The organism is Chryseobacterium arthrosphaerae (genome assembly GCF_001684965.1).
Lineage (GTDB): Bacteria > Bacteroidota > Bacteroidia > Flavobacteriales > Weeksellaceae > Chryseobacterium > Chryseobacterium arthrosphaerae.
Map to the genome: position 1 here is coordinate 2,677,528 of NZ_MAYG01000001.1, position 20,582 is coordinate 2,698,109.

Sequence of the window (20,582 nt, forward strand, 5' to 3'; positions counted from 1 at the left end):
TTTTAGAGTATTTTATTAAAATTTCTTTTAAATTTTTCTTTTTAATTATTCCTTTATTATTTCATTCTATTGTGACTGTATTTAATGAACTGTTCGTTTTAACAATTGCTTCTTTTTTATCAAAAGCAGCAGATACTACAAAAAGTAGCAATTAAATCTTAATGTCAAAAATGTCTTAAATTCATCAGTATTGATTTAGTGAGAATATCAGCTTAACATTAATGTATTATGAACATATTCCTATTTGTTCTTTATGTTGTGCTGATGATGTTTAATTTTTTCTTCCAATATTCCTGTGTTTAATTTTTAGTCAAAAATATCATTTATTTTCTCATATTCAAAGCCTCTGCTCATGAGATATTTTATAGTTTTTGATTTTTTTTGATATTCCTGTAATCCTTTCTGTTTAGAAGAGTAATCCTCATAAATTCTTTTGATGGTTTTGATGTAGTCATCTTCATATATTTCATCAAAGCACGAGTTGATCAGTTTTTCGGATATCTGCTTCTGTTTCAGATGCATTCTGATTTTATTCTTCCCCCAATGCTTGATGTAAAATTTACCTCTGATATAACTCCTTGTAAAGCGTTCTTCATTTAAGTAGTTTTCTTTGAGGAGATACAGGATAATTTCTTCTCTCGCTTCATCAATCAGCAGGAATTCTTTCATCTTCTGCTCTACTTCTGCATGACACCTGTCCTGGTAAACACAATAGCTGACCAGTTTCTGCTTGATTTCCTCGAAAGTAAAAGATTTTTTTTCCATTGTATAAAAAAAGAATGAGCTTACGCCCATTCTTTGTATGATATTATAATGCCTGTTAGTAATTGAACAGCGCTTTACCTTCCATTAATTCATTCACTTTCTTTCTTACAGATGCAAGAACTTCTTCATTTTTGATATTATCTACCACCTCAGAGATCAGCCCTGCAATAGTATCCATATCATTTTCTTTAAGCCCTCTGGTGGTAATGGCAGCAGTTCCCAATCTGATACCAGATGTAGTGAACGGAGATTTATCATCAAAAGGAACCATATTTTTGTTACAAGTAATATCAGCAAGTACCAGTGCTTTTTCTGTTTCTTTACCGTTTACTCCTTTGTTTCTAAGGTCTACCAACATCAGGTGGTTGTCTGTACCTCCACTTACGATATCAAAACCTCTGTCGATCATCGCTTTTGATAACGCCTGTGCATTAGCTTTAACCTGTTTTGCGTAAGTTTCGAATTGTACGTCCAATGCTTCACCGAAAGCCACAGCCTTACCGGCAATCACATGCTCCAGCGGACCTCCCTGGATACCCGGAAATACAGCACCATCCAATACCTGGCTCATCATTTTGATTTCTCCTTTTGGCGTTTTGTGACCATAAGTATTTTCAAAATCTTTCCCCATCATGATCATTCCTCCTCTAGGACCTCTTAAAGTCTTGTGGGTGGTAGTGGTCACTACATGGCAGTGTTCGAATGGAGAATTCAATAATCCTTTTGCTACCAGACCTGCAGGGTGTGCAATATCTGCCCAAAGCGTTGCTCCGATCTCGTCAGCCACTTCTCTGAATTTAGCATAGTCAAGGTCTCTTGAATAGGCAGAGAAACCTGCAATCATCATTTTCGGTCTTTCTCTGAGAGCTACTTCTCTCATCTGATTGTAATCGATAAGACCGGTTTCTCTCTCTACTCCGTAAGAAACCACTTCATATTGGATTCCTGAGAAGTTAACAGCAGAACCGTGAGTAAGGTGCCCTCCCATTGAAAGGTCCATTCCCATGATCTTATCTCCTGGTTTCAAAACGGCAAGATAAATGGCAGCATTCGCCTGAGAACCGGAATGGGGCTGTACGTTCACATAATCTACTCCGAAAAGTTCTTTTGCTCTGTTGATAGCCAGTGTTTCAACCTCATCTACTACTTCGCATCCTCCGTAATATCTTTTTCCGGGGTATCCTTCAGCATATTTGTTTGTCAGTACACTTCCCATTGCTTTCATCACATTTTCAGAAACAAAGTTTTCTGATGCGATAAGCTCTAATCCATGGGTTTGTCTTTGTCTTTCCTTTTCAATCAGGTCGAAAATAATATCCATTTTACTTTTAGTTTTTGAAATTTATCCCCCCAAATGTACGGATTTTTCACCGAGATTCCGGTATTAAAAAAATGATTTTTAAACACCAAAAAGGGAAGTCTGAAAAGTAGATTTATTATTCCTGCTGATTTTATTTTCCCCAAAAAACACATTAAAATGCTTCATCAGAAAGCTCTTTATTCACCATAGCTCCTGCAAAATTTCCTTGTGCTACAGCATTGGCTACGGATCTCATCATGGTTACGTTATCACCACAGGCAAAAACTCCGGGAACATTTGTTTTCTGCATAAAATCTACTTTGATAAATCCTTGCTCCGTCAGTTCACAGCCAAGGTTTCCCGATGCATCAATATTCTGCTCAAAAGGAATCTTGGCATACAGGGCCTGTAATGATACGGTCTCTCCATTTTTAAAGATTATCTGCTGAATATAGCCATCTGCATGTTCAATTTTTTCAATTTCATTTTCATTAAGACTGATTGTATTCTGCTTCAGCTTTTCAATCTGATCGTCAGAAAGAACTGCTTTTCCGTTGGTAAACAAGGTCAGGCTTTTGGTCATATTAAAAATCAGTTTGGAAAATTCAAAAGCCATTTCTCCGTTGGAAAGAATTCCCGTCACTTCATTTTTTACTTCATAGCCATGACAGTACGGGCAATGCAGCACAGAAATCCCCCAACATTCTGCAAAACCTGGAATATCCGGCATGACATCCTTCACCCCGGAAGCCAGAATCAGTTTTTTAGCAGAAAATATGTCACCGGAAGCTGTTTCGACTGCAAAACCGGAATTGCTTTCTGACATTTTGATAACCGTTCCGTTATAGAAATGAACGGTATCATATTTTTCAACATCTTTTTTAGCCAGGTGTGAAATTTCCTTTGGAGTTTTCCCGTCATGGGTAATAAAATTATGAGAATGCGGAGTCTGCCTGTTACAGGGTTTTCCGTTATCAATCACCAGAACATTTCGCAGAGATCTTCCCAAAGCCATTGCTGCGGATAATCCGGCGTAACTGCCTCCTGTAATGATGACATCGAAGTTTTTATTTTGCATAGCTTTAATGATTTAAAATACAAATGTAAAGCAAAAAACACTAATGCAACTATATTGCAATAATGTTTTTTATTTTATTTCCCTTGACTTTATATTGAAAGCTCACTTTTTCCAGCGATCTCTTGTCTCATCAATTTCGTCCTGAATTCTTTTATTGATATCTGTTTTCGCTCCCTGTAAACTGAAAACAGCGGTTCCCCTTTCTCTTGCATACGGATTGGCAATAGAATCTTTCAATCCTGAAAGTTCAAAAAAAGGACCGGATTCTTTGAGTTCTTTTCCAGCTTCAGAGGCATCTTTAACCCTGATCACATTTTTATATTTTTTGCTCAGATCTATCCAGTTGATATAATCAGCATTCAATGATATCGCTTTTACACCAATTTCTGAATAATAATTAATTGCACCTGCCTGTCCGTAATTGTCACAGAGCACCAATGTATTTCCTGATTTCGACAGTTGGGAATATTGTTTATCTACTTTTTGGGCCAGTTCTCTCCATCCCTGCATATCGGCAAAATCCTGAGGTAAAGAATGGTCTTTTCCGTCTTCCCAGCGCAGCAATCCGATTTTCCTGTACTGATCCTGATGAGTCTCAATATATTCAGGGCTTTTATTCGGGAAGGCCAGATTATATAATGGGAGAAATAACAGGACAGGGATGCTGATACTGACGGGTTTCAAAAATCTTTTCCAGCCATTTTCAAAAATATTTCCGAGAAAAACAGATCCAAAAGCAATATATACCGGATAAAGCCCTATTGCATAATAATCTTTTGCTTTAAAAAACAAAAACAGGGTAATTGTGATGATATAACTCCAAAAGAAGACCCTGAACTTTTCAAAAGGTTTATACAACAGTAAAGCGCCCCACCCTGCGATCATCACAAAAAAGACTCCAACGAAAAATAAAGCCTGAGATTTCATAAACTCAGCACTGCTGACATGCACCAGCTGTCTTTCCGAAAGCTCTTTCATGTGATGAATGACCGGAAACTGATTCTGGTACTGCCAAAGAAGATTAGGGGAAATAATAATTAAAGCTAAAAGTGCTGCCCAATATAGATGAGGCTGCATAAAAATCTTTCTCTGTTCTGTTAATAACAGGGCAGGAACAAGTCCTAATAAGGAAAAAGCAATATTGTATTTATTCAATATTCCTATTCCGAAAATGACAGCTCCTATGTACAGCCATTTTACTTTTCGGGAATTAAAATATCTGATCAGACTGAAATACAGGAACAGCCAAAGAAAAATCTCCAGGGAAGTGGGCTGAAACAGCATATTGACCCGAAGGAGCACCGAAAACAAGATTCCCAGAGAGGCGAGTATTTTAGCAAACAGGCTTCCATTGAGCTCTTCAACTGTTTTCCATGTAAGCACTATTGTTAAAGCTCCGAACAAAGCCGGAAAAAATTTGACCCAGAATACAGTATTACCCAATTCCTTGATTAACCATGCCAACCAAGAATTGACAGGCGGTACTGAAAGGTATCCCCAAGCTAAGTGATTTGCCTGATCAAGGTGCAGGTATTCATCTCTGTGAAGCTCATATTCCGGGCTTATCAGTGAATACTGAAGTATAAATTTAGCAAGAACAAAAAGGACAAGAACCCAATAGTTTTTTTTCATAGGTTATCGTTTGGATTACTATTAAGACAATTTAAGTTCCTCTTATGTGACATCCCTCAATCTTCTGCTCTAAAAACAACTTATTCTATCTGATGATTTCGGATTTACCTAAGTTCAAATGTAGGAATTATTTGGTTCCTGATAATGAGCAGATAATAAAAAGATCCCGGAGAAATATTCCTCCGGGACCTAACAGTTTAGTAGTTTATAGTGAGTTTATTATTTGGCCTTAGACTTTTCTTTCAACTCTTCTTTATCTTTATCAGACGGGTTCCATACTTTTATTTCAGAATCTTTTGTAATCTCAGACCCCGGAAGAATCTGAACATTGATTCCATCGCTGGCGCCCAGTTTCATATATACTTTTTTAAATTTGCCGTCTTTCTGTTTTACTTCTACAAAAGGAACATCTTTTCCCTGTTTCTTCTCATACTGAACTAAGGATTCGTCCATCAATAAAGCATTTTTCTGAGAGCTTAATACAATTTCACCATTCGCTGAGAAACCAGCTCTGATGTATTCATTATTAGGATTGTCCACATTTCCTTCTACCGGAAATTTAATGGTCCCTGCATTATCTTTTCCTTTAGGAGCGATCATCGTAAGTTTCCCGGGGAAGGTTTTATTCTGTAAGGCACCGATCACGATGTTCATATCCATCCCCTGTCTCAGTTTTCCAGCCTGAGCTTCATCAATTTCACCTTTAAAGATAAGAGAGTTCAGATCGGCTACGGAACAGATCGTTGTACCGGCATTGAAGTTATTGGCCTCAATCACCTGGCTACCTAATTTCACAGGAACTTCAAGAACGGTTCCTGAAGCTTTGGAACGGATTTGTGTAGTCGCCAGTCCCTGCCCCTGAAGTTCAGGTGTAGCACCGGTTTTGGCAATCTGTAATCTTTTCTGGGCGGTATTCAACTGCTGCTGGGAATTTTTAAGGGTCTGCTGCTGGGAGTACAGCTGCTGCTGTGAGTTCAGGTATTCCTGTTTAGAAGCTACTCCCTGCTTATAAAGCTTTTCCTGCATCTCAAACTGCTTCTGCATATTAGCAACATTCAGCTGTGCATTGCTGATCTGAAGCTGAGCATTCTGAACTTCCTGCTGAGCGGCGTTTACTTCAGAAATACTCGGTACGATTTTCACCGTAGCGATAAGCTGCCCCACTTCTACTTTATCTCCTTCTTTCACTAAGATTTTATCGATGATCCCTGTAATGTTGGGCTTAATTTCAATCTCTTCCTTCGGTACAATTTTCCCGGTAGCCATCACCTTATCATCCATATTCTGAATGGTAGGTTTACGGGTAAGGAAAGCCTCACTTTCCTTAGAGTTTGATTTTATAAGATAGCCAATCCCTGAGAACAATGCCACTGCAAAGAAAAGCCCCAATACTATATAAATGGCTTTTTTCCAAGTGAATTTCTTTTTCATATGTATAGTTTATTTTTTAATTAAAAGGTTGAAAGATTTAAGTTTAAAAGACCAATCCGTGTTGTCTCCCGTTTCAAATTTTCAAATAATATCATTTAAATTAATTACTCTGTTCTTAATGCCTCAATCGGTTTAATCTTCACTGCTCTCTGCGCGGGAATCATTCCGATGATCAATCCTAAAACCACCATCACTGCCATTGCTGCAAATACATTCCCATAATTAACAGTCGGGTTATAGAATGGAAATGAATCCTGGCCCTGGGTAGCAATATTTAAGATCATAAGTACAAAAATCCCGGACATAAATCCCAAAAGCCCTGAAGAAAGGGTGATCACAACACTTTCAAGCAGAATCTGATTTCTTACTTCCGCAGGTTTTGCTCCCAAAGCCCGTCTGATCCCGATCTCTTTTGTTCTTTCTTTTACGGTGATCAAAAGAATATTGGAGATTGCAATTACCCCTGCAAGGATTGTAAGGGTTCCCACGATGATGGTCAGCAGCTGCATCCCGGAAAGAAACCCTGTCAGCTTTTTAAATTCTTTCTGTACGTTGGCACTTCCGAATGCATTGGTATCTTCAGGGGAAACCTTATTTTTAGTTTTTAAAATCTGTTTTATCTGATCTTCCACCACATTAAGGTCTGCAGTAGGCTTTCCGACAATAGCAAACAGATCAACCTGGTCTCCTGCATTATACATCTTGGTATAGGTGGAAAGGGGAATAAAGGCCGACTGGTCACTTTCAAAGCCTCCTCCTTTCTTGACCCGGAAAACTCCGATCACATTAAAGAATAATCCTTTGATATTAACAGATTTTCCGATTGGGTTTTCATTTTTCTTGGCATCAAAAAAGTTCTTATAAATTTCTTCCCCGATCACGACCACATTTTTGTTACCTGCAACATCTGCATCATTGATGTAACGTCCGAAGATCAGTTTCTTTTCTGAAATTTTGTTTCCTACGGAATAGTCTCCCGTAAGGGCATAAGTAGCATTTTTCCCGTTTCTTGACATGGCTTCACCGGGACCTCCCGTAAAGCTTCCTCTTGAATTTTGCGGCGAGATATAATCAATATCCGGTATTTTCTTTTTCAGCACCTCCATATCGGACAGGTTCAGATGAACATCCCTGCCTTTAGGAAATCCTTCGTAAGGAATAGATGTTTTCTGCGCCCACAAAAAGATCGAATTGGTTGCAAAACCGGAAAACAGTTTATCAAAACCATTTTCCATTCCTTTTGCTGCTCCAAGAAGGCTTACATACAAAAACATCCCCCATCCTACGCCGATCATGGTAAGAAATGTACGGAGCTTATTATTCCTCAAAGAATAATAGATCTCCTGCCAAGTATCTTTTTTAAATATGATGTTCACTTCTCTGTTATTATAAATTATTTAATCATAGCCCATCCGAACTGTGATGGTTTTTATTAGGCTAAATTTTCAAATTATTCTGCTTTCAGGTTACTGTTATTCTGTCCTCAAGGCTTCAATCGGTTTAATTCTCGAAGCTCTGTATGCCGGAACAAAACCTGCTACCAGTCCCGAAAAGACCAGTGCAATGAATGCCATAAAAATAGTTCCCCATCCTACACTTGGGTTTTTAATGAAAAATTCTTCAAGACTATCGCCGAGCAGGTTGAGTGTAAGGACTCCTATTCCTACGCCTACAAATCCGGAAATCACTGTAATCACAACGCTTTCCTGTACAATAAGAGCAACAATACCTCCCGGCTTAGCTCCAATTGCTTTCCGTACTCCAATTTCTCTGGTTCTCTCTTTTACAATATAAACCATGATATTACTGATCCCGATAATTCCGGCCAACAGGGTCCCAAGCCCGATAAATCCGACAATGGCTGTAAGAACCGCCATAAATGTAAAGGTATCGTTCATGTTTTTGGCATTATTCCAGACACGGACTCCATTTTCATCATCCGGAGAAACATTTTTTCTGGCTTTTAATTTATCTTTCAGCTCATCCCCATATTTGATGGCCTGCTCAGGGGTAAGTTTTTCATTGTAAGCGATATAAGCTATATTAACAGTATCAGATCCTTTTTTCATCTGTTGCAAAGTGGTAATAGGAACGGTGATATGTCTTTCATCCCTGTCACCTCCGTCATCAGAGAACACTCCCACTACTTTAAACATGGTTCCGTTGATATCTAGCTCCTTTCCTATAGATCCTCCGTTTTTTATGAGGTCTCTCTGTACCATTCTTCCGATTACAGCAACATTCTGTTTTCTTTCCAGATCAAAAGAGTTGATATAACGGCCGTCAATTACTTTTCTGTTCTCAATAACCTGTTCCCCCGGCTCTGCACCATGCACCTGATAAAGGCCGCTTTCCTTTCCGTATTTCACCATCAGGTTGGTGGCATATCTGGGGCTGGACGCTCCTACTTTTTCTTTATCTGTATTCACAAGGAAATCGTAGTCACTGTTAGTCATGGTCACATTTCTGTCAGACTGCAGTCCTTTATAGCCCAAAGTGGTTTTCCCGGTATAAATGGTGATCAGGTTTTTGGCATCTCCTGCAAACCCTTCTGAGAAAGCATTCTGCAGGCCTTTTCCGATTCCAAAAAGTACAATAAAAATAAACAGCCCCAGGGCCACTGTAAACCCTGAAAGTACCGTCCGAAGTACATTACTGCGGATAGAACTGAATATTTCCTGCCAACGATCTAGGTCAAACATTTTTATTAGTATTAAAAGATTGAAAAATTAAAATCATTTAATTTTCAAATTATCTCATTTTCAAATTTTCAAATTGTTTAAAGTACAATCTGCTTTATAAACTCATCACTTTCAATGATCCCATCCTTCAGCACTACATTTCTTTTGGTCTGTGCGGCAACATCCGGTTCGTGGGTTACTACAATGATGGTTTTGCCTTCATTGTTGATATCCTGAAGAAGTTTCATAATGTCATGGGTGGTTTTCGAATCCAAGGCTCCGGTAGGTTCATCCGCCAGTACTACTTTTGGATTGGTAATCAGTGCTCTTGCAATGGCCACCCTCTGTTTCTGCCCTCCTGAAAGCTCGTTAGGCAAATGGTTTGCCCATTGTCCCAACCCTACTTTTTCAAGATATTCCAAAGCTTTCTGATTCCGTTCCTTTCTGGGTACATTCTGGTAATAAAGAGGTAACGCTACGTTTTCCAGTGCCGTTTTGTAACTGATAAGGTTAAAAGACTGAAAAATAAATCCTAAAAACTTACTTCTGTATTCAGCAGCTTTTATCTCTGATAAGTGCTCGATAGGAACTCCATCCAATTCATAGGTACCGGAATCTTTTTCGTCCAGAATACCAATAATATTAAGAAGGGTAGATTTTCCGGAACCGGAACTTCCCATAATAGATACAAACTCGCCCTCTGAAATATTCAGATTAATTCCTTTGAGAACGTGAAGCTTGCTTTTTCCCGTATCGTATGACTTATGTAAATCCTGAATTACTAACATTAAGTGATGTATGTTTTATACCCAATAAGTAGGCGAGATTTTCAAATTGTTACAAGAAAGAAAATTTATTCAAATATTTTTTTGTTTAACTCATTAAACCTTTATTTATAGTATTTTATGTTTAATTGTTTAACTGTAACTTCAGATTTGTATCCTTTTACCCTCAATATTCCCTTCCAGCCTATTATTCGAGCCTGTTTCATGTAAATGTGGAAAACTTTTCAGGCTAAAAGTCAGCCTATTAGTATTTACCTCTTTCAAAATCAGTTCTTTTTTTCGAACTTTGTATCTAGTTCTTTACAAGAAATACGAAACTGAAAAAGTGAATAACTTCTATTCACAACCCTCAGAAAAACAAAAGCTTAAGTATTTCCGGGACGTTATCCACAGAGATCTAAATTATTTTAATTATAAAGATATTTAATATGGGAATTTTTGATAAAAGAGTAAGTTATAAGCCATTTGAATACCCGGAGGTTCTTCAATTTGTAGAGGCAATCAACAAATCGTTCTGGGTACATTCGGAAGTGGACTTTACTGCAGATGTTCAGGATTTTCATTCGCAGTTGGAACCACATGAAAAGCACGCTGTGAAAAATGCGCTGTTAGCCATTGCACAGATCGAGGTGTCTGTAAAGACATTCTGGGGAAATCTATACAATCACCTGCCGAAACCGGAATTCAATGGATTAGGATCTACTTTTGCAGAATGCGAATTCCGTCATTCTGAAGCCTATTCCCGTTTATTGGAGGTATTGGGATATAATGATGAATTCCTTAACGTAATTGAAATTCCTGCCGTAAAAGGAAGAATCGAATTTCTTGGAAATGCTTTGAAACATGCTAATTCCGCAACGCCTAAAGAGTACGTTTCAGCATTGTTATTATTCAGTATTCTTGTAGAAAATGTTTCTCTTTTCTCTCAATTTGCCATCATCCTCTCTTTCACGAGATTCAAAGGATTCATGAAAAATGTTTCCAATATCATTGCATGGACTTCCGTAGATGAACAAATTCATGCCAATGCAGGAATCTACCTGATCAATAAAATCCGTGAAGAACAACCGGACCTGTTGACAGAAAGTGACATCGAAGATATCTATACTCTTGTAGACGAATCCATCGCAAAAGAAGGCGATATCCTGAGCTGGATCTTTGAACTGGGTGAAATCGATAACGTATCTAAAGAAGACCTGTTAAACTTCATGAAATACCGTGTGGATGACAGCCTTAAGAAAATCAATATGAAAACAAGATACAACATCACTCCGGAACAATACAGACCAATGGTATGGTTCGAGGAAGAAGTTTTCGCCAATTCATTGGATGATTTCTTTGCAAAACGACCTGTGGATTATACAAAACACGATAAGAGTATTACAGCCAACGATTTGTTCTAATGCGGGGCGCGAGCGAAGCGAGCGTCAAAGCAGATAGTATCAGCGCAGTCATTCTGAAAATAAGCTTATGAGCTTATGAGAAACATATGACACTAAGTTTTTACATACAACAGGCACAAATATAAAAGATGATTAATGTAATCGTAACCTATACGGTAAATCCCGGATTCGTTCCCAGCAATAAAGCGAATATTCAAAAATTCCTGGAGGATTTTAAAAAATTAGATCCCTCTACTTTTGAATACAAAGTTTTTGTAAAGGAAGATGGCGTTACTTTTGTACACTATTCAAACTATAGTAATGAAGAAGTTCAGCATGAAGTTTTGAATGTACCGTCTTTTAAAGAATTTCAGAAATTAAGGGACGAAAGCGGATTGAACGGTTCCCACAAAGTAGAATTTTTACAATCAATATTATAAAAAAACAAAATTCCGGGGTGGTTATCTCATCCCGGAATTCGAAAATATAACATCTATGGAAGAGCAAAATTCAAATATATGGTGGCTCAACGAAGAGTCTGAGCAGATGTTGAACAGAGGATATCTGTTGAAAGGTGAAACGGTAGACGGAGCTATCGACAGAATCACCACTGCTGCTGCAAAAAGGTTATACAAGCCGGAACTTCAGCCAGCTTTCAAAGAAATGATCACAAAAGGATGGATCAGTTTCTCTTCTCCCGTATGGGCTAATATGGGAACAGAGAGAGGTCTTCCGATCTCTTGTTTCAACACCCACATTCCGGACAGCATTGAAGGAATTACCCATAAAATGGGTGAAGTGATCATGCAGACAAAAATCGGAGGTGGTACTTCAGGCTATTTCGGAGAGCTTAGAAACAGAGGAACAGCTGTAACGGATAACGGAAAATCTTCCGGAGCTGTTTCATTTATGAAGCTTTTTGATACCGCAATGGATGTTGTTTCACAGGGAGGTGTAAGAAGAGGGGCTTTTGCTGCTTACTTAGATATTGACCACGGAGATATTGAAGAATTTTTATCCATTAAAGATATCGGTAGCCCGATTCAGAACCTGTTCACCGGAGTATGTGTTCCGGATTACTGGATGCAGGATATGATTGACGGTGATATGGACAAGCGTAAAGTTTGGGCAAGAGTATTGGAAAGCCGCCAGCAGAAAGGACTTCCTTATATTTTCTTTACCGATAACGTCAACAGAAACAAACCTCAGGTATATAAAGATTTAGGAATGACGGTAAACGCAAGTAACCTTTGTTCTGAAATCATGCTTCCATCCACAATGGAAGAATCATTCATCTGCTGTCTGTCTTCCATGAACCTTGAATTATATGATGAGTGGAAAGATACAGATGCGGTAAAATTGGCAGTATACTTCCTTGATGCCGTATTATCTGAATTCATTGATAAAACGGAAGGAAACTACTACTTACAGGGAGCAAGAAACTTCGCAATGCGTCACAGAGCCCTTGGATTAGGAGTTTTAGGATACCATTCGTACCTGCAGAAAAACATGATCCCATTTGAAAGCTTTGAAGCGACTCAGTTCAACGCAAGAGCATTCAGACATATTAAAGAGCAGGCTGAGCAGGCTTCAAGAGAACTGGCTAACATTTACGGAGAGCCGGAAGTACTGAAAGGGTACGGATTAAGAAATACCACTACAATGGCTATTGCTCCTACCACTTCCAGTTCTGCAATCCTGGGACAGACTTCTCCGGGAATTGAACCTTTCTCTTCCAACTATTATAAAGCAGGTCTTGCAAAAGGAAACTTTATGCGTAAGAACAAATACCTGGCAAAACTATTGAAAGAAAAAGGACTGGATAACGAAGAAACGTGGAGAACAATCATGCTGAACCATGGTTCTGTACAGCACCTGAACGAGCTTACTGCTGAAGAGAAAGCAGTATTCAAAACATTCAAGGAAATCTCTCCGATGGAGATCATTTCTCAGGCAGCACAAAGACAGCAATACATTGACCAGGCACAGTCTCTGAACCTTCAGATCCCATCTACAATGCCTGTAAAAGATGTAAACTACCTGTATATTGAAGCATGGAAAAAAGGGGTAAAAACACTTTACTACCAAAGAAGTTCTTCCGTTTCGAAAGAAATGATGGTGAACTTTGTATCATGCTCAAGCTGTGAAGCATAGGATCAAGTAATAAACACACTATATTATTTACAAAAGCACGCCGAAAGGGGTGCTTTTCTTGTTTCTGCTAAAGAAATAGGTTTAAGCTAAGCCAATGGAGTAATTTTATATTTAAAAACAGACTGAAGCCGTTCCTGTTGAATTCGTTTTCGGTGATACTTTTTAATTTAATATAGGGATCAGTGGAAAACGATTTATACATTATTAAAATCTATTTATTTCAAAAAAAGATATTATATTTACACGATAAAATTGTACAGCAAGGGATTTGTAAACAATCTTATATAACCTAAAAACTCAAATATGAAAAAAATTTTTCTTACCTTATGTGTAAGCGGATGTTCTATCGCTTACGCTCAGCATCTTAATTTTTCTGATGCAAAATTTAAAGCTTTACTTCTAAGTTCCAATGCCACGAACCACATTGTACAGGACTTTAACGGAAACTCTATTGCTATAGACACGAACGGAGACGGAGAAATCCAGCTTTCAGAAGCACAGCAGGTGAAAGTTCTGACAATCAGAATGGATCCTGACCAGGCATACATTAATCCTGGCGGCAATACATCTGATCCTGCTAACATAAAAACAGCCTATTACAACAGCCACCTGCCGGACGGAATTTCAGATGCACAGCTTTTCCCCAATCTTGAAGAACTTTATTTCTGGAATACCAAAACGGCTAACATCAGCTTTAGCAATAATTCTACAATAAAAAAAGTACAAGGAAGACCTTTTTATTATGATTTATCACAAGGAGGCCAATATATAGCTTCTCCTATTAATCTGTCCTTTGATAACTGCCCGGGAATTCAGAACATTGCAGACGTTATCGCTTATCAGATTTCCGGTAATCCATGGTCTCCTGATGAAAATAGTTTAAGGATCAAAAACTGTCAGCAAATTAACGGTAATGCATTGATCAGTTCTGCTGAACTGAGGGAACTGTATATTGAAAATTCCAGTATTCAAACGATAACTTTTGATTCCTGTAAGTTTTTGGAGAAGATTACTGTTCCTCATCTGAATACACTCACAAAAATTGCGATCACAGGGGGATATTTTCCTTCCACTACAGCCAACTCTAACCAGAATATCGAACTGATTGCCAATAATTGTACCAACCTTCAGGAAGTCATTGCTGATACAGATCACTACGATTCAAACGGATCCTATTTCTCTGCGATAAACCTTAATGGCTGTTCATCTTTAAAGAAAATAAAAGGTCTAAACACTCCAACTGTTGATTTCAGTGCTGCAGGGTTGACCAATCTTGAAGAATTAGACTGCGCTTTCTATAACAGGTATGTATATTATACCACTTCAGGAGTCTATTTCGGAAATGTCAATACATTAAATCTTGCAGGGCTTCCCAAGCTTAAAGTTTTAAAAGCTTTCAATCAGAAAATAGCCAATAATGTAAATTTCAGTGCTGCACAAGCGCTGGAAAATATTGATGTCACCAATACCTGTGGATATATGAATACAGTGGATGTGAGTAACCTTTCACTTCTGCATACTTTAAAAACAGATCGTTTTATGACCGGCAATACACAGGGACCGGCAAATCTTCAAAATATTGTTGCTAAAAACTGTATCACACTCACCAATTTTGAATTTGGCAACAATCAGGATTTAAGAAAACTGGATCTGGAGAATTGCCCGGGACTGCAAAACTTATCCATCGGATATATGTTCTCCAATTTAGAAAATATCAACCTCAGCCAATGTACCGGTTTTAAAGATATTAAGGTAAGCAATACAAAAATAACATCTCTGGATACCAAAGACTGTGTGGCACTGCAATCCTTGAATCTCTATGAAAACAGCCTTCTCAATTCAGTCAATATGACAAACAATACCAATTTGGAATTTTTATCATTGGCAGATCTGCCATTGCTGGCTCAGGTGAATACTTCTGATAATATTAATCTAAGCAATGTACGTGTTCATAGGTGTCCTCAGATTCATCAGCTTGACTTTTCCACATCATCACATCTGGAATCTGTTGTATTATCGGATATGACTAATCTTGCTTCTGTTAATCTGAGAAACGGCTCCATAGAAGAGTTCGTTGATCTTAACAATAACAATTCGAATGTATCAGTTTGTGTGGATGATGCCCAGCTCAGCGATCTTCAGACCATGTATCCGGATATTACATTTACTACCAACTGCGGAAATTCTTTCCTGAAAATTGATACTGCAAAAATCAATACAAAACAGATCAGAGTTTTCCCTAATCCGGTGAAAGATATATTACAGGTAAGCTCTGATACTCCCATAAAGAACATACAGCTTATCGATTCCCAGGGAAGAATTATTCTCAACAGAGATGTTAACCGGGATATTGTAAAAATTGATCTTTCGGGCTATCCTACGGCTGTTTATTTTATAAAAGTGACAACCGATAAAAAACAGGTTACTGAAAAAATTATAAAAAAATAATATTTACGGTACTATTATTTTCACCAAAAATCATAGAACTTTCTATGATTTTTTTGGTTTATATTTGTGTTTATTGTTTAATGCTATAACACAACAGATATGAAATTCGGACAAGTAGAAGACCCGTCAAAAATAGATTTCACCCTTCCTCAGGATCATCCCAGAACCAAAGAAATTTTAAGCCAGAATAAAAAAGGACTGGAAAATATCTCTATAGGATGTGCCAAATGGAATAAAACAGACCTTAAAGGTTTTTATCCCAAGGGAACGAAAGACGAACTGACCTATTACGCCACACAATTCAATTCTATTGAGCTGAATGCCACTTTCTACGGAATGCCTACCCCTGACCAGGTAAAAACATGGAAAGAGAAGACTCCGGAAAATTTTAAGTTTTTCCCTAAGATCACCAATACCGTTTCCCATTTCAGAAGACTGATTGATGTGACAGATCCTGTTACCCAGTTTGCTTCAGCAGTCATTAATTTTGATGAGAAATTAGGAATGGCCTTCCTTCAGCTTCATGATAATTTTAAACCTAAAGATTACGACAGATTAGAGAAATTTGTGAAAGAATGGCCCAAAGAAGTTCCTTTGGCGATAGAGCTCAGAAATACGGAATGGTTTACAGATGAAGAAATCCTCAATACAACCTGTGAACTTTTTGAAGCCCACAATATCACCAACATTATTGTAGATACTGCCGGAAGAAGAGATATGCTTCATATGCGCCTTACCACTCCCAATGCCTTTATCCGCTATGTAGGAGCCAATGCGGAAAGTGATTATGAAAGACTGGATGACTGGATGAAACATCTGACAAAATGGAAAAAGGAAGGTCTTCAGAATATCTACTTTTTTGTTCATCAGAATATAGAAAAGGCATCTCCCCTTCTGTCCGCATACTTTATCAAAAAGCTGAATGAGGATTGGAAAACTGATCTTCACATTCCACAAATGGCAACGGAAAATACGGGAACCCTGTTTTAAATCCATTAATGTTTGCAGGGATTATTCAAAAGCTAACAATTATTCAAGCTTAAAAAAATTAAATAGACTCATTTTAATTTAGTCTTACAAAAGCTACAAACCCTTTTCATAACAGATTTTTTCTTACATTAGAGTATACCGTAATTCACTAAACGGTATGTATAAAAAAATTAGACATGGAAAAGGAAATTTGTAAAATCAGTATCGCGAGCAACTGGCTCGGTGATGAATATATCTTTTATGAGAATCACAAAATCAAAAGAGTATTCGATAATCACAGCTTGAATTCCAATAAAGTTGAATGGCTGGAACCCGGCCAGATCAGCAAACAAAATAAAGATAAATTAGTCAGGAGCTGTCCTGAAGAATTTAAAGAGCGAATCATGCAGATCCTGGATTATCCCTGATCCGTAAAATAAAAATAATGAGCCGTTGATTTTCAATGGCTCATTTATTTTTACAGGATCTTTATGCAGTTTTATTTTTTTTCAGAAGCAACACCAGGTTCAGAAACAACAGCAGAAAATCTAATGTAATCCAGATCCCCAGCTTTACATTTTCATAATTATAGGCATCTACCTGTTTTTTTGCCGCATCAGAAAGCTTCATACTCTGATTGATATAGTTCTGTACTTCTACAATCTGATCAATATTTTTATTGGGTACAGAATGCTGTGAAAAATAGACCAGATTTTTTTTTCCGAGATATCCGGCGATCCAGTATTCATCAGACTTATCCATTTTCAGGTATTCTATTCTGTAATATTCCGGCCGTATCTTTCCGATATGCTTAGGTTGAAGGATAACATTATTATCTGCTTTGTTTACATTGATCAGATAGAAATCCAGCGTCTGAGGAAGCTTATTGATCACCTGAAGACCCACGGAATTGTCTACAAACGCCACCGCACTTTTCTTGATAAACCAATAGGTGAAAACAGAAATAGAAGAAACCACCGTTACGATACGAAACAGTTTTGCCCATTTCGCCATTCCTCCGGATTTTACCTTAAACAGGACCAAAGAAAGAACAGAAGCCAGAAATATTATAAAAATAATGAGTGTCATATTTTACAAAGATACTTCTTCTCTGTATTTTATCTATATTTGCCACCGAAATTTTAACTCAAATAACCATGAAAAAAGCATTGACAGGCTTCTTTTCCTTCTTCATTATTGCCATCTGTGCACAGATTAAATTTGAAAAAGGCTATATCATCAGCAGTGATAACACTAAAAAAGAAGTATTCATCAAAAATCTGGGATGGGTAAGCAATCCTAACAGCTTCGTTTATAAGACAGATGAAAAATCTGCTGAAACCACAGGAACTCCATCCGTCATTAAAGAATTCGGGATTTACAATGATGTAAAATACGTTACGTACAACGGGGATATCGATTATTCATCTGATAATATCACAGATCTTTCTTCGGGCAAGGAACCGGAATTAAGAAAAGCATCCGTATTTTTAAAAGAAATCGTAACCGGTAATAAAAATCTATATTCTTATCAGGGAGAAAATGTCATAAGATATTTTTATGCCGATGCAGATTCTTCTATTCAGCCGCTAATCTATAAAAAATATTTTTTCAACGGGAACAGTTCTCAGATCGCCGTAAACGAAGAGTATATTGATCAATTGAAAACAATCTTCCCTGACGACAGTAATGTGCAGATACAAGCTGGAAAAACGAAATATACCGGCAGTGACCTTAAGAAAATTTTCAGGGCATACAATGCTAAGGTTTCGGGAACTTCCTATGAACAGTCGTTCTCTGATTCCACAAAGAAATCAAAATTCAACTTAAATATCAGGCCGGGACTTAATTTCTATTCTCCGGTAGACATCGCCGGGGCTTATCGTAATGATGGTCTTCCTTCAAAAACAGGATTCAGGATAGGAGCTGAAGCAGAGCTGGTATTACCATTTAACAGAAACAAATGGTCGGTTGTGGTTGAACCTACATTCTCTCTTTACAACAATAAGGCAACAATCAGGACTTCTGACGACCTTTATAATATGCATGTGGATAATTATTCATTTATCAGTATTCCGCTAAGTATAAGACATTATATGTTTATCAATGATAAATCTAAAATCTTCATCAATGCCGGTATTAACTTCCTTACGCTGAAAACCAGTTCGTCTAAAGATTATGCAGTAGACTATGACGGTTATGTATTTGACAGATTGAAATTGTCATCATCCCAAAGTTTCAAAAGTGCTGTTTTTGGAATAGGATTCAATTATAACAACAAATACAGTATAGAAGCAAGATATAATACCAGCATTAATATGTTGGAGGAAAAAGGGCCTTATGCCGATCTGAAATATACTTCCTTAATTATAGGATACAATATTTTCTAATCTACATTCCACTCTTTATAAAACTGGTCGAGGAAATTCATCATATAATTGTGTCTTTCTTCGGCCATTTTTTTTCCCTGTTCTGTATTCATGAGATCTTTCAGAAGGAGTAATTTTTCGTAGAAATGATTGATGGTTGTACCATTGGACTTTTTATATTCTTCTTTGGACATTCCTAAATTGGGCTGAACCGCAGGATCATACATCGGATTATTTTTAAAGCCTCCGAAATTGAACGTTCTGGCAATTCCAATCGCTCCAATGGCATCGATGCGGTCTGCATCCTGTACTATTTTAAGCTCAACCGGTGGATTTTCCGGGGCCTGACTTCTGTTCTTAAAGGAAATATTTTCAATCACAAATAAGACCTTTTCTATTGTTTCTTCAGAAACTTCCTGACTTTGGAGAAATTCTCTGGAAATCTTCGGAGCTATGGTTTCATCACCGTTATGGAATTTGGGATCTGCAATGTCATGAAGAAGTGCTGACAGCTCTACTACGTCTTTATCACAATCTTCGGTTTCAGCAATTTTAGTTGCCAGTTTCCAGACTCTTTCAATATGGAACCAGTCATGTCCTGCTTCAGCTCCTTCTAACTTTTCTTTTACAAATTTTACGGTGTTATCAATCGTACTTTTCATTAATCTATCAGTTCATTTAATATAATATCCCAGAGTTTACTGTTATAACTTCTAAAAAAATTAATATGTCCGATTTCTTTTTTATCAGATTCGGAAGTTTTCACCAGTCTGTACTTAGGTTTAAGATTAGGATAGGTATTGTTCAGTAAGCTCAATACGCCTTTTTCCGTCAGCCATACATCATCTTCGGCACGAATGACAAATACATTCTGTGTTAATTTTTTAGAATAGTCCTCAATTTTTTCCAACAGTCTGTTGGTGGATTTCCTGTTTAAAATTAAGGTTCTCCAGTCATATGCACAATTTTTTGGAAGACTTTCTCCAAGTCCGAACCAATGTGCCGGGAAATATCCTAATAATGAAGTGGTTAATGGCTGAACAATTCCAAAGCCCAGATAGGCTTCAATTTTTGTTTTTGGTCTCAGGTTACCAACAAAAGCATTTTGTGTTCCTACAAAAACAAATTCATCAAACATTTTGGAATCTTCATTCATCCCTAAAATCAATGCCCCTACAGAATGTCCCAGGCAGTATTTCCGGTATTCCGGGAAATTTGTTCTGATGTATTGCGTCAGTGTTTTATAGTCTCTGGAACCCCATATTCTCATAGAGCTGTGGAAGCCCCTCATATCTTTTGGTTTGGAGAGTCCTATTCCCCGATAGTCATAGGTAATAACCGTGAATCCCTGCTCAGAAAAATAGCTGGCAAAAGAAAAATATACCTGCTGTTTAACTCCTGTTGCCGAGTTGATGAGTAATAATTTTCCGTTGCTTTTTTCCGGCTTAAAAAGGTGGACAGCGAGCGAAGCATGGTCTTCTGTAGTAAGTATTAGTTTTTCCATAGCATAAAAGAAAAAATCCACTATAAAAGTGGACATTTTAAGTATATCTTTATGTTAAGTTTCATACTTTTGATATGCCGTAAA

The 20,582-nt window shown here is 37.5% G+C and carries 18 protein-coding genes; 7 read left to right on the plus strand and 11 right to left on the minus strand.

The window, feature by feature from the left end; all coding sequences use genetic code 11:
• Positions 1-306: 306 nt before the first annotated feature.
• The 8 genes from BBI00_RS12020 to BBI00_RS12055 all read right to left on the minus strand — a co-directional run bounded on the left by BBI00_RS12020 (position 307) and on the right by BBI00_RS12055 (position 9,675).
• Positions 307-765: a regulatory protein RecX gene (locus BBI00_RS12020; RefSeq protein WP_083988486.1), complete on the minus strand. Its 459-nt coding sequence runs from the start codon at positions 763-765 to the stop codon at positions 307-309.
• 55 nt (positions 766-820) lie between these two features.
• Entirely contained in the window at positions 821-2,086 is a 1,266-nt protein-coding gene (gene glyA, locus BBI00_RS12025; RefSeq protein ID WP_065398994.1) for a serine hydroxymethyltransferase, read from the minus strand.
• A gap of 151 nt (positions 2,087-2,237) precedes the next feature.
• The gene (locus BBI00_RS12030; RefSeq protein WP_065398995.1) at positions 2,238-3,143 is read right to left on the minus strand and encodes an NAD(P)/FAD-dependent oxidoreductase; all 906 of its coding nucleotides are present in this window, start codon (positions 3,141-3,143) and stop codon (positions 2,238-2,240) included.
• A 102-nt stretch (positions 3,144-3,245) separates the two neighbouring features.
• Positions 3,246-4,775 carry a glycosyltransferase family 39 protein gene (locus tag BBI00_RS12035; protein ID WP_065398996.1) on the minus strand — a complete coding sequence of 510 codons (1,530 nt, stop codon included), beginning with the start codon at positions 4,773-4,775 and terminating at the stop codon, positions 3,246-3,248.
• Positions 4,776-4,994: 219 nt separating this feature from the next.
• Positions 4,995-6,206 (minus strand): efflux RND transporter periplasmic adaptor subunit, encoded by a 1,212-nt coding sequence (locus BBI00_RS12040; protein ID WP_065398997.1) that lies wholly within the window; start codon positions 6,204-6,206, stop codon positions 4,995-4,997.
• Positions 6,207-6,310: 104 nt separating this feature from the next.
• Positions 6,311-7,582, minus strand: coding sequence for an ABC transporter permease (locus BBI00_RS12045; protein ID WP_065398998.1), 1,272 nt, complete (start codon positions 7,580-7,582; stop codon positions 6,311-6,313).
• Positions 7,583-7,678: 96 nt separating this feature from the next.
• Positions 7,679-8,908 carry an ABC transporter permease gene (locus tag BBI00_RS12050; protein ID WP_065398999.1) on the minus strand — a complete coding sequence of 410 codons (1,230 nt, stop codon included), beginning with the start codon at positions 8,906-8,908 and terminating at the stop codon, positions 7,679-7,681.
• 77 nt (positions 8,909-8,985) lie between these two features.
• Complete coding sequence (locus BBI00_RS12055; protein ID WP_065399000.1) at positions 8,986-9,675, minus strand: ABC transporter ATP-binding protein; 690 nt, start codon at positions 9,673-9,675, stop codon at positions 8,986-8,988.
• A 425-nt stretch (positions 9,676-10,100) separates the two neighbouring features.
• On the opposite strand from BBI00_RS12055, the gene BBI00_RS12060 reads away from it, so the two are divergent.
• The 6 genes from BBI00_RS12060 (at position 10,101) to BBI00_RS12085 (ending at position 17,053) form a co-directional block, all read left to right on the plus strand.
• On the plus strand, positions 10,101-11,075 hold the full coding sequence (locus BBI00_RS12060) for a ribonucleotide-diphosphate reductase subunit beta (RefSeq protein ID WP_065399001.1): 975 nt from the start codon (positions 10,101-10,103) through the stop codon (positions 11,073-11,075).
• A gap of 128 nt (positions 11,076-11,203) precedes the next feature.
• Positions 11,204-11,494, plus strand: a complete 291-nt coding sequence (locus tag BBI00_RS12065; RefSeq protein WP_065399002.1) for a hypothetical protein — start codon at positions 11,204-11,206, stop codon at positions 11,492-11,494.
• 55 nt (positions 11,495-11,549) lie between these two features.
• A complete protein-coding gene (locus BBI00_RS12070; RefSeq protein WP_065399003.1) occupies positions 11,550-13,208 on the plus strand; it encodes a ribonucleoside-diphosphate reductase subunit alpha in 1,659 nt (552 codons plus the stop codon).
• Between the two features lie 303 nt (positions 13,209-13,511).
• Positions 13,512-15,656 carry a T9SS type A sorting domain-containing protein gene (locus BBI00_RS12075; protein ID WP_065399004.1) on the plus strand — a complete coding sequence of 715 codons (2,145 nt, stop codon included), beginning with the start codon at positions 13,512-13,514 and terminating at the stop codon, positions 15,654-15,656.
• A gap of 99 nt (positions 15,657-15,755) precedes the next feature.
• On the plus strand, positions 15,756-16,646 hold the full coding sequence (locus BBI00_RS12080) for a DUF72 domain-containing protein (RefSeq protein WP_065399005.1): 891 nt from the start codon (positions 15,756-15,758) through the stop codon (positions 16,644-16,646).
• 176 nt (positions 16,647-16,822) lie between these two features.
• On the plus strand, positions 16,823-17,053 hold the full coding sequence (locus BBI00_RS12085; RefSeq protein WP_065399006.1) for a hypothetical protein: 231 nt from the start codon (positions 16,823-16,825) through the stop codon (positions 17,051-17,053).
• 61 nt (positions 17,054-17,114) lie between these two features.
• Here the strand turns inward: BBI00_RS12085 and BBI00_RS12090 are convergent, their stop codons facing one another.
• Positions 17,115-17,714, minus strand: a complete 600-nt coding sequence (locus BBI00_RS12090; RefSeq protein WP_083988487.1) for a hypothetical protein — start codon at positions 17,712-17,714, stop codon at positions 17,115-17,117.
• Between the two features lie 68 nt (positions 17,715-17,782).
• Between BBI00_RS12090 and BBI00_RS12095 the strand changes: the two genes are divergently transcribed.
• Positions 17,783-19,015, plus strand: a complete 1,233-nt coding sequence (locus BBI00_RS12095; protein WP_065399007.1) for a porin family protein — start codon at positions 17,783-17,785, stop codon at positions 19,013-19,015.
• On the opposite strand, the gene BBI00_RS12100 is transcribed toward BBI00_RS12095, so the two are convergent.
• Together BBI00_RS12100 and BBI00_RS12105 are read right to left on the minus strand one after the other, a co-directional pair.
• Positions 19,012-19,656 (minus strand): HD domain-containing protein, encoded by a 645-nt coding sequence (locus BBI00_RS12100; RefSeq protein ID WP_065399008.1) that lies wholly within the window; start codon positions 19,654-19,656, stop codon positions 19,012-19,014. The genes BBI00_RS12095 and BBI00_RS12100 overlap by 4 nt on opposite strands.
• On the minus strand, positions 19,656-20,498 hold the full coding sequence (locus BBI00_RS12105) for an alpha/beta hydrolase family protein (protein WP_065399009.1): 843 nt from the start codon (positions 20,496-20,498) through the stop codon (positions 19,656-19,658). Before BBI00_RS12105 ends, BBI00_RS12100 begins: the two co-directional genes overlap by 1 nt.
• Positions 20,499-20,582: the final 84 nt, after the last annotated feature.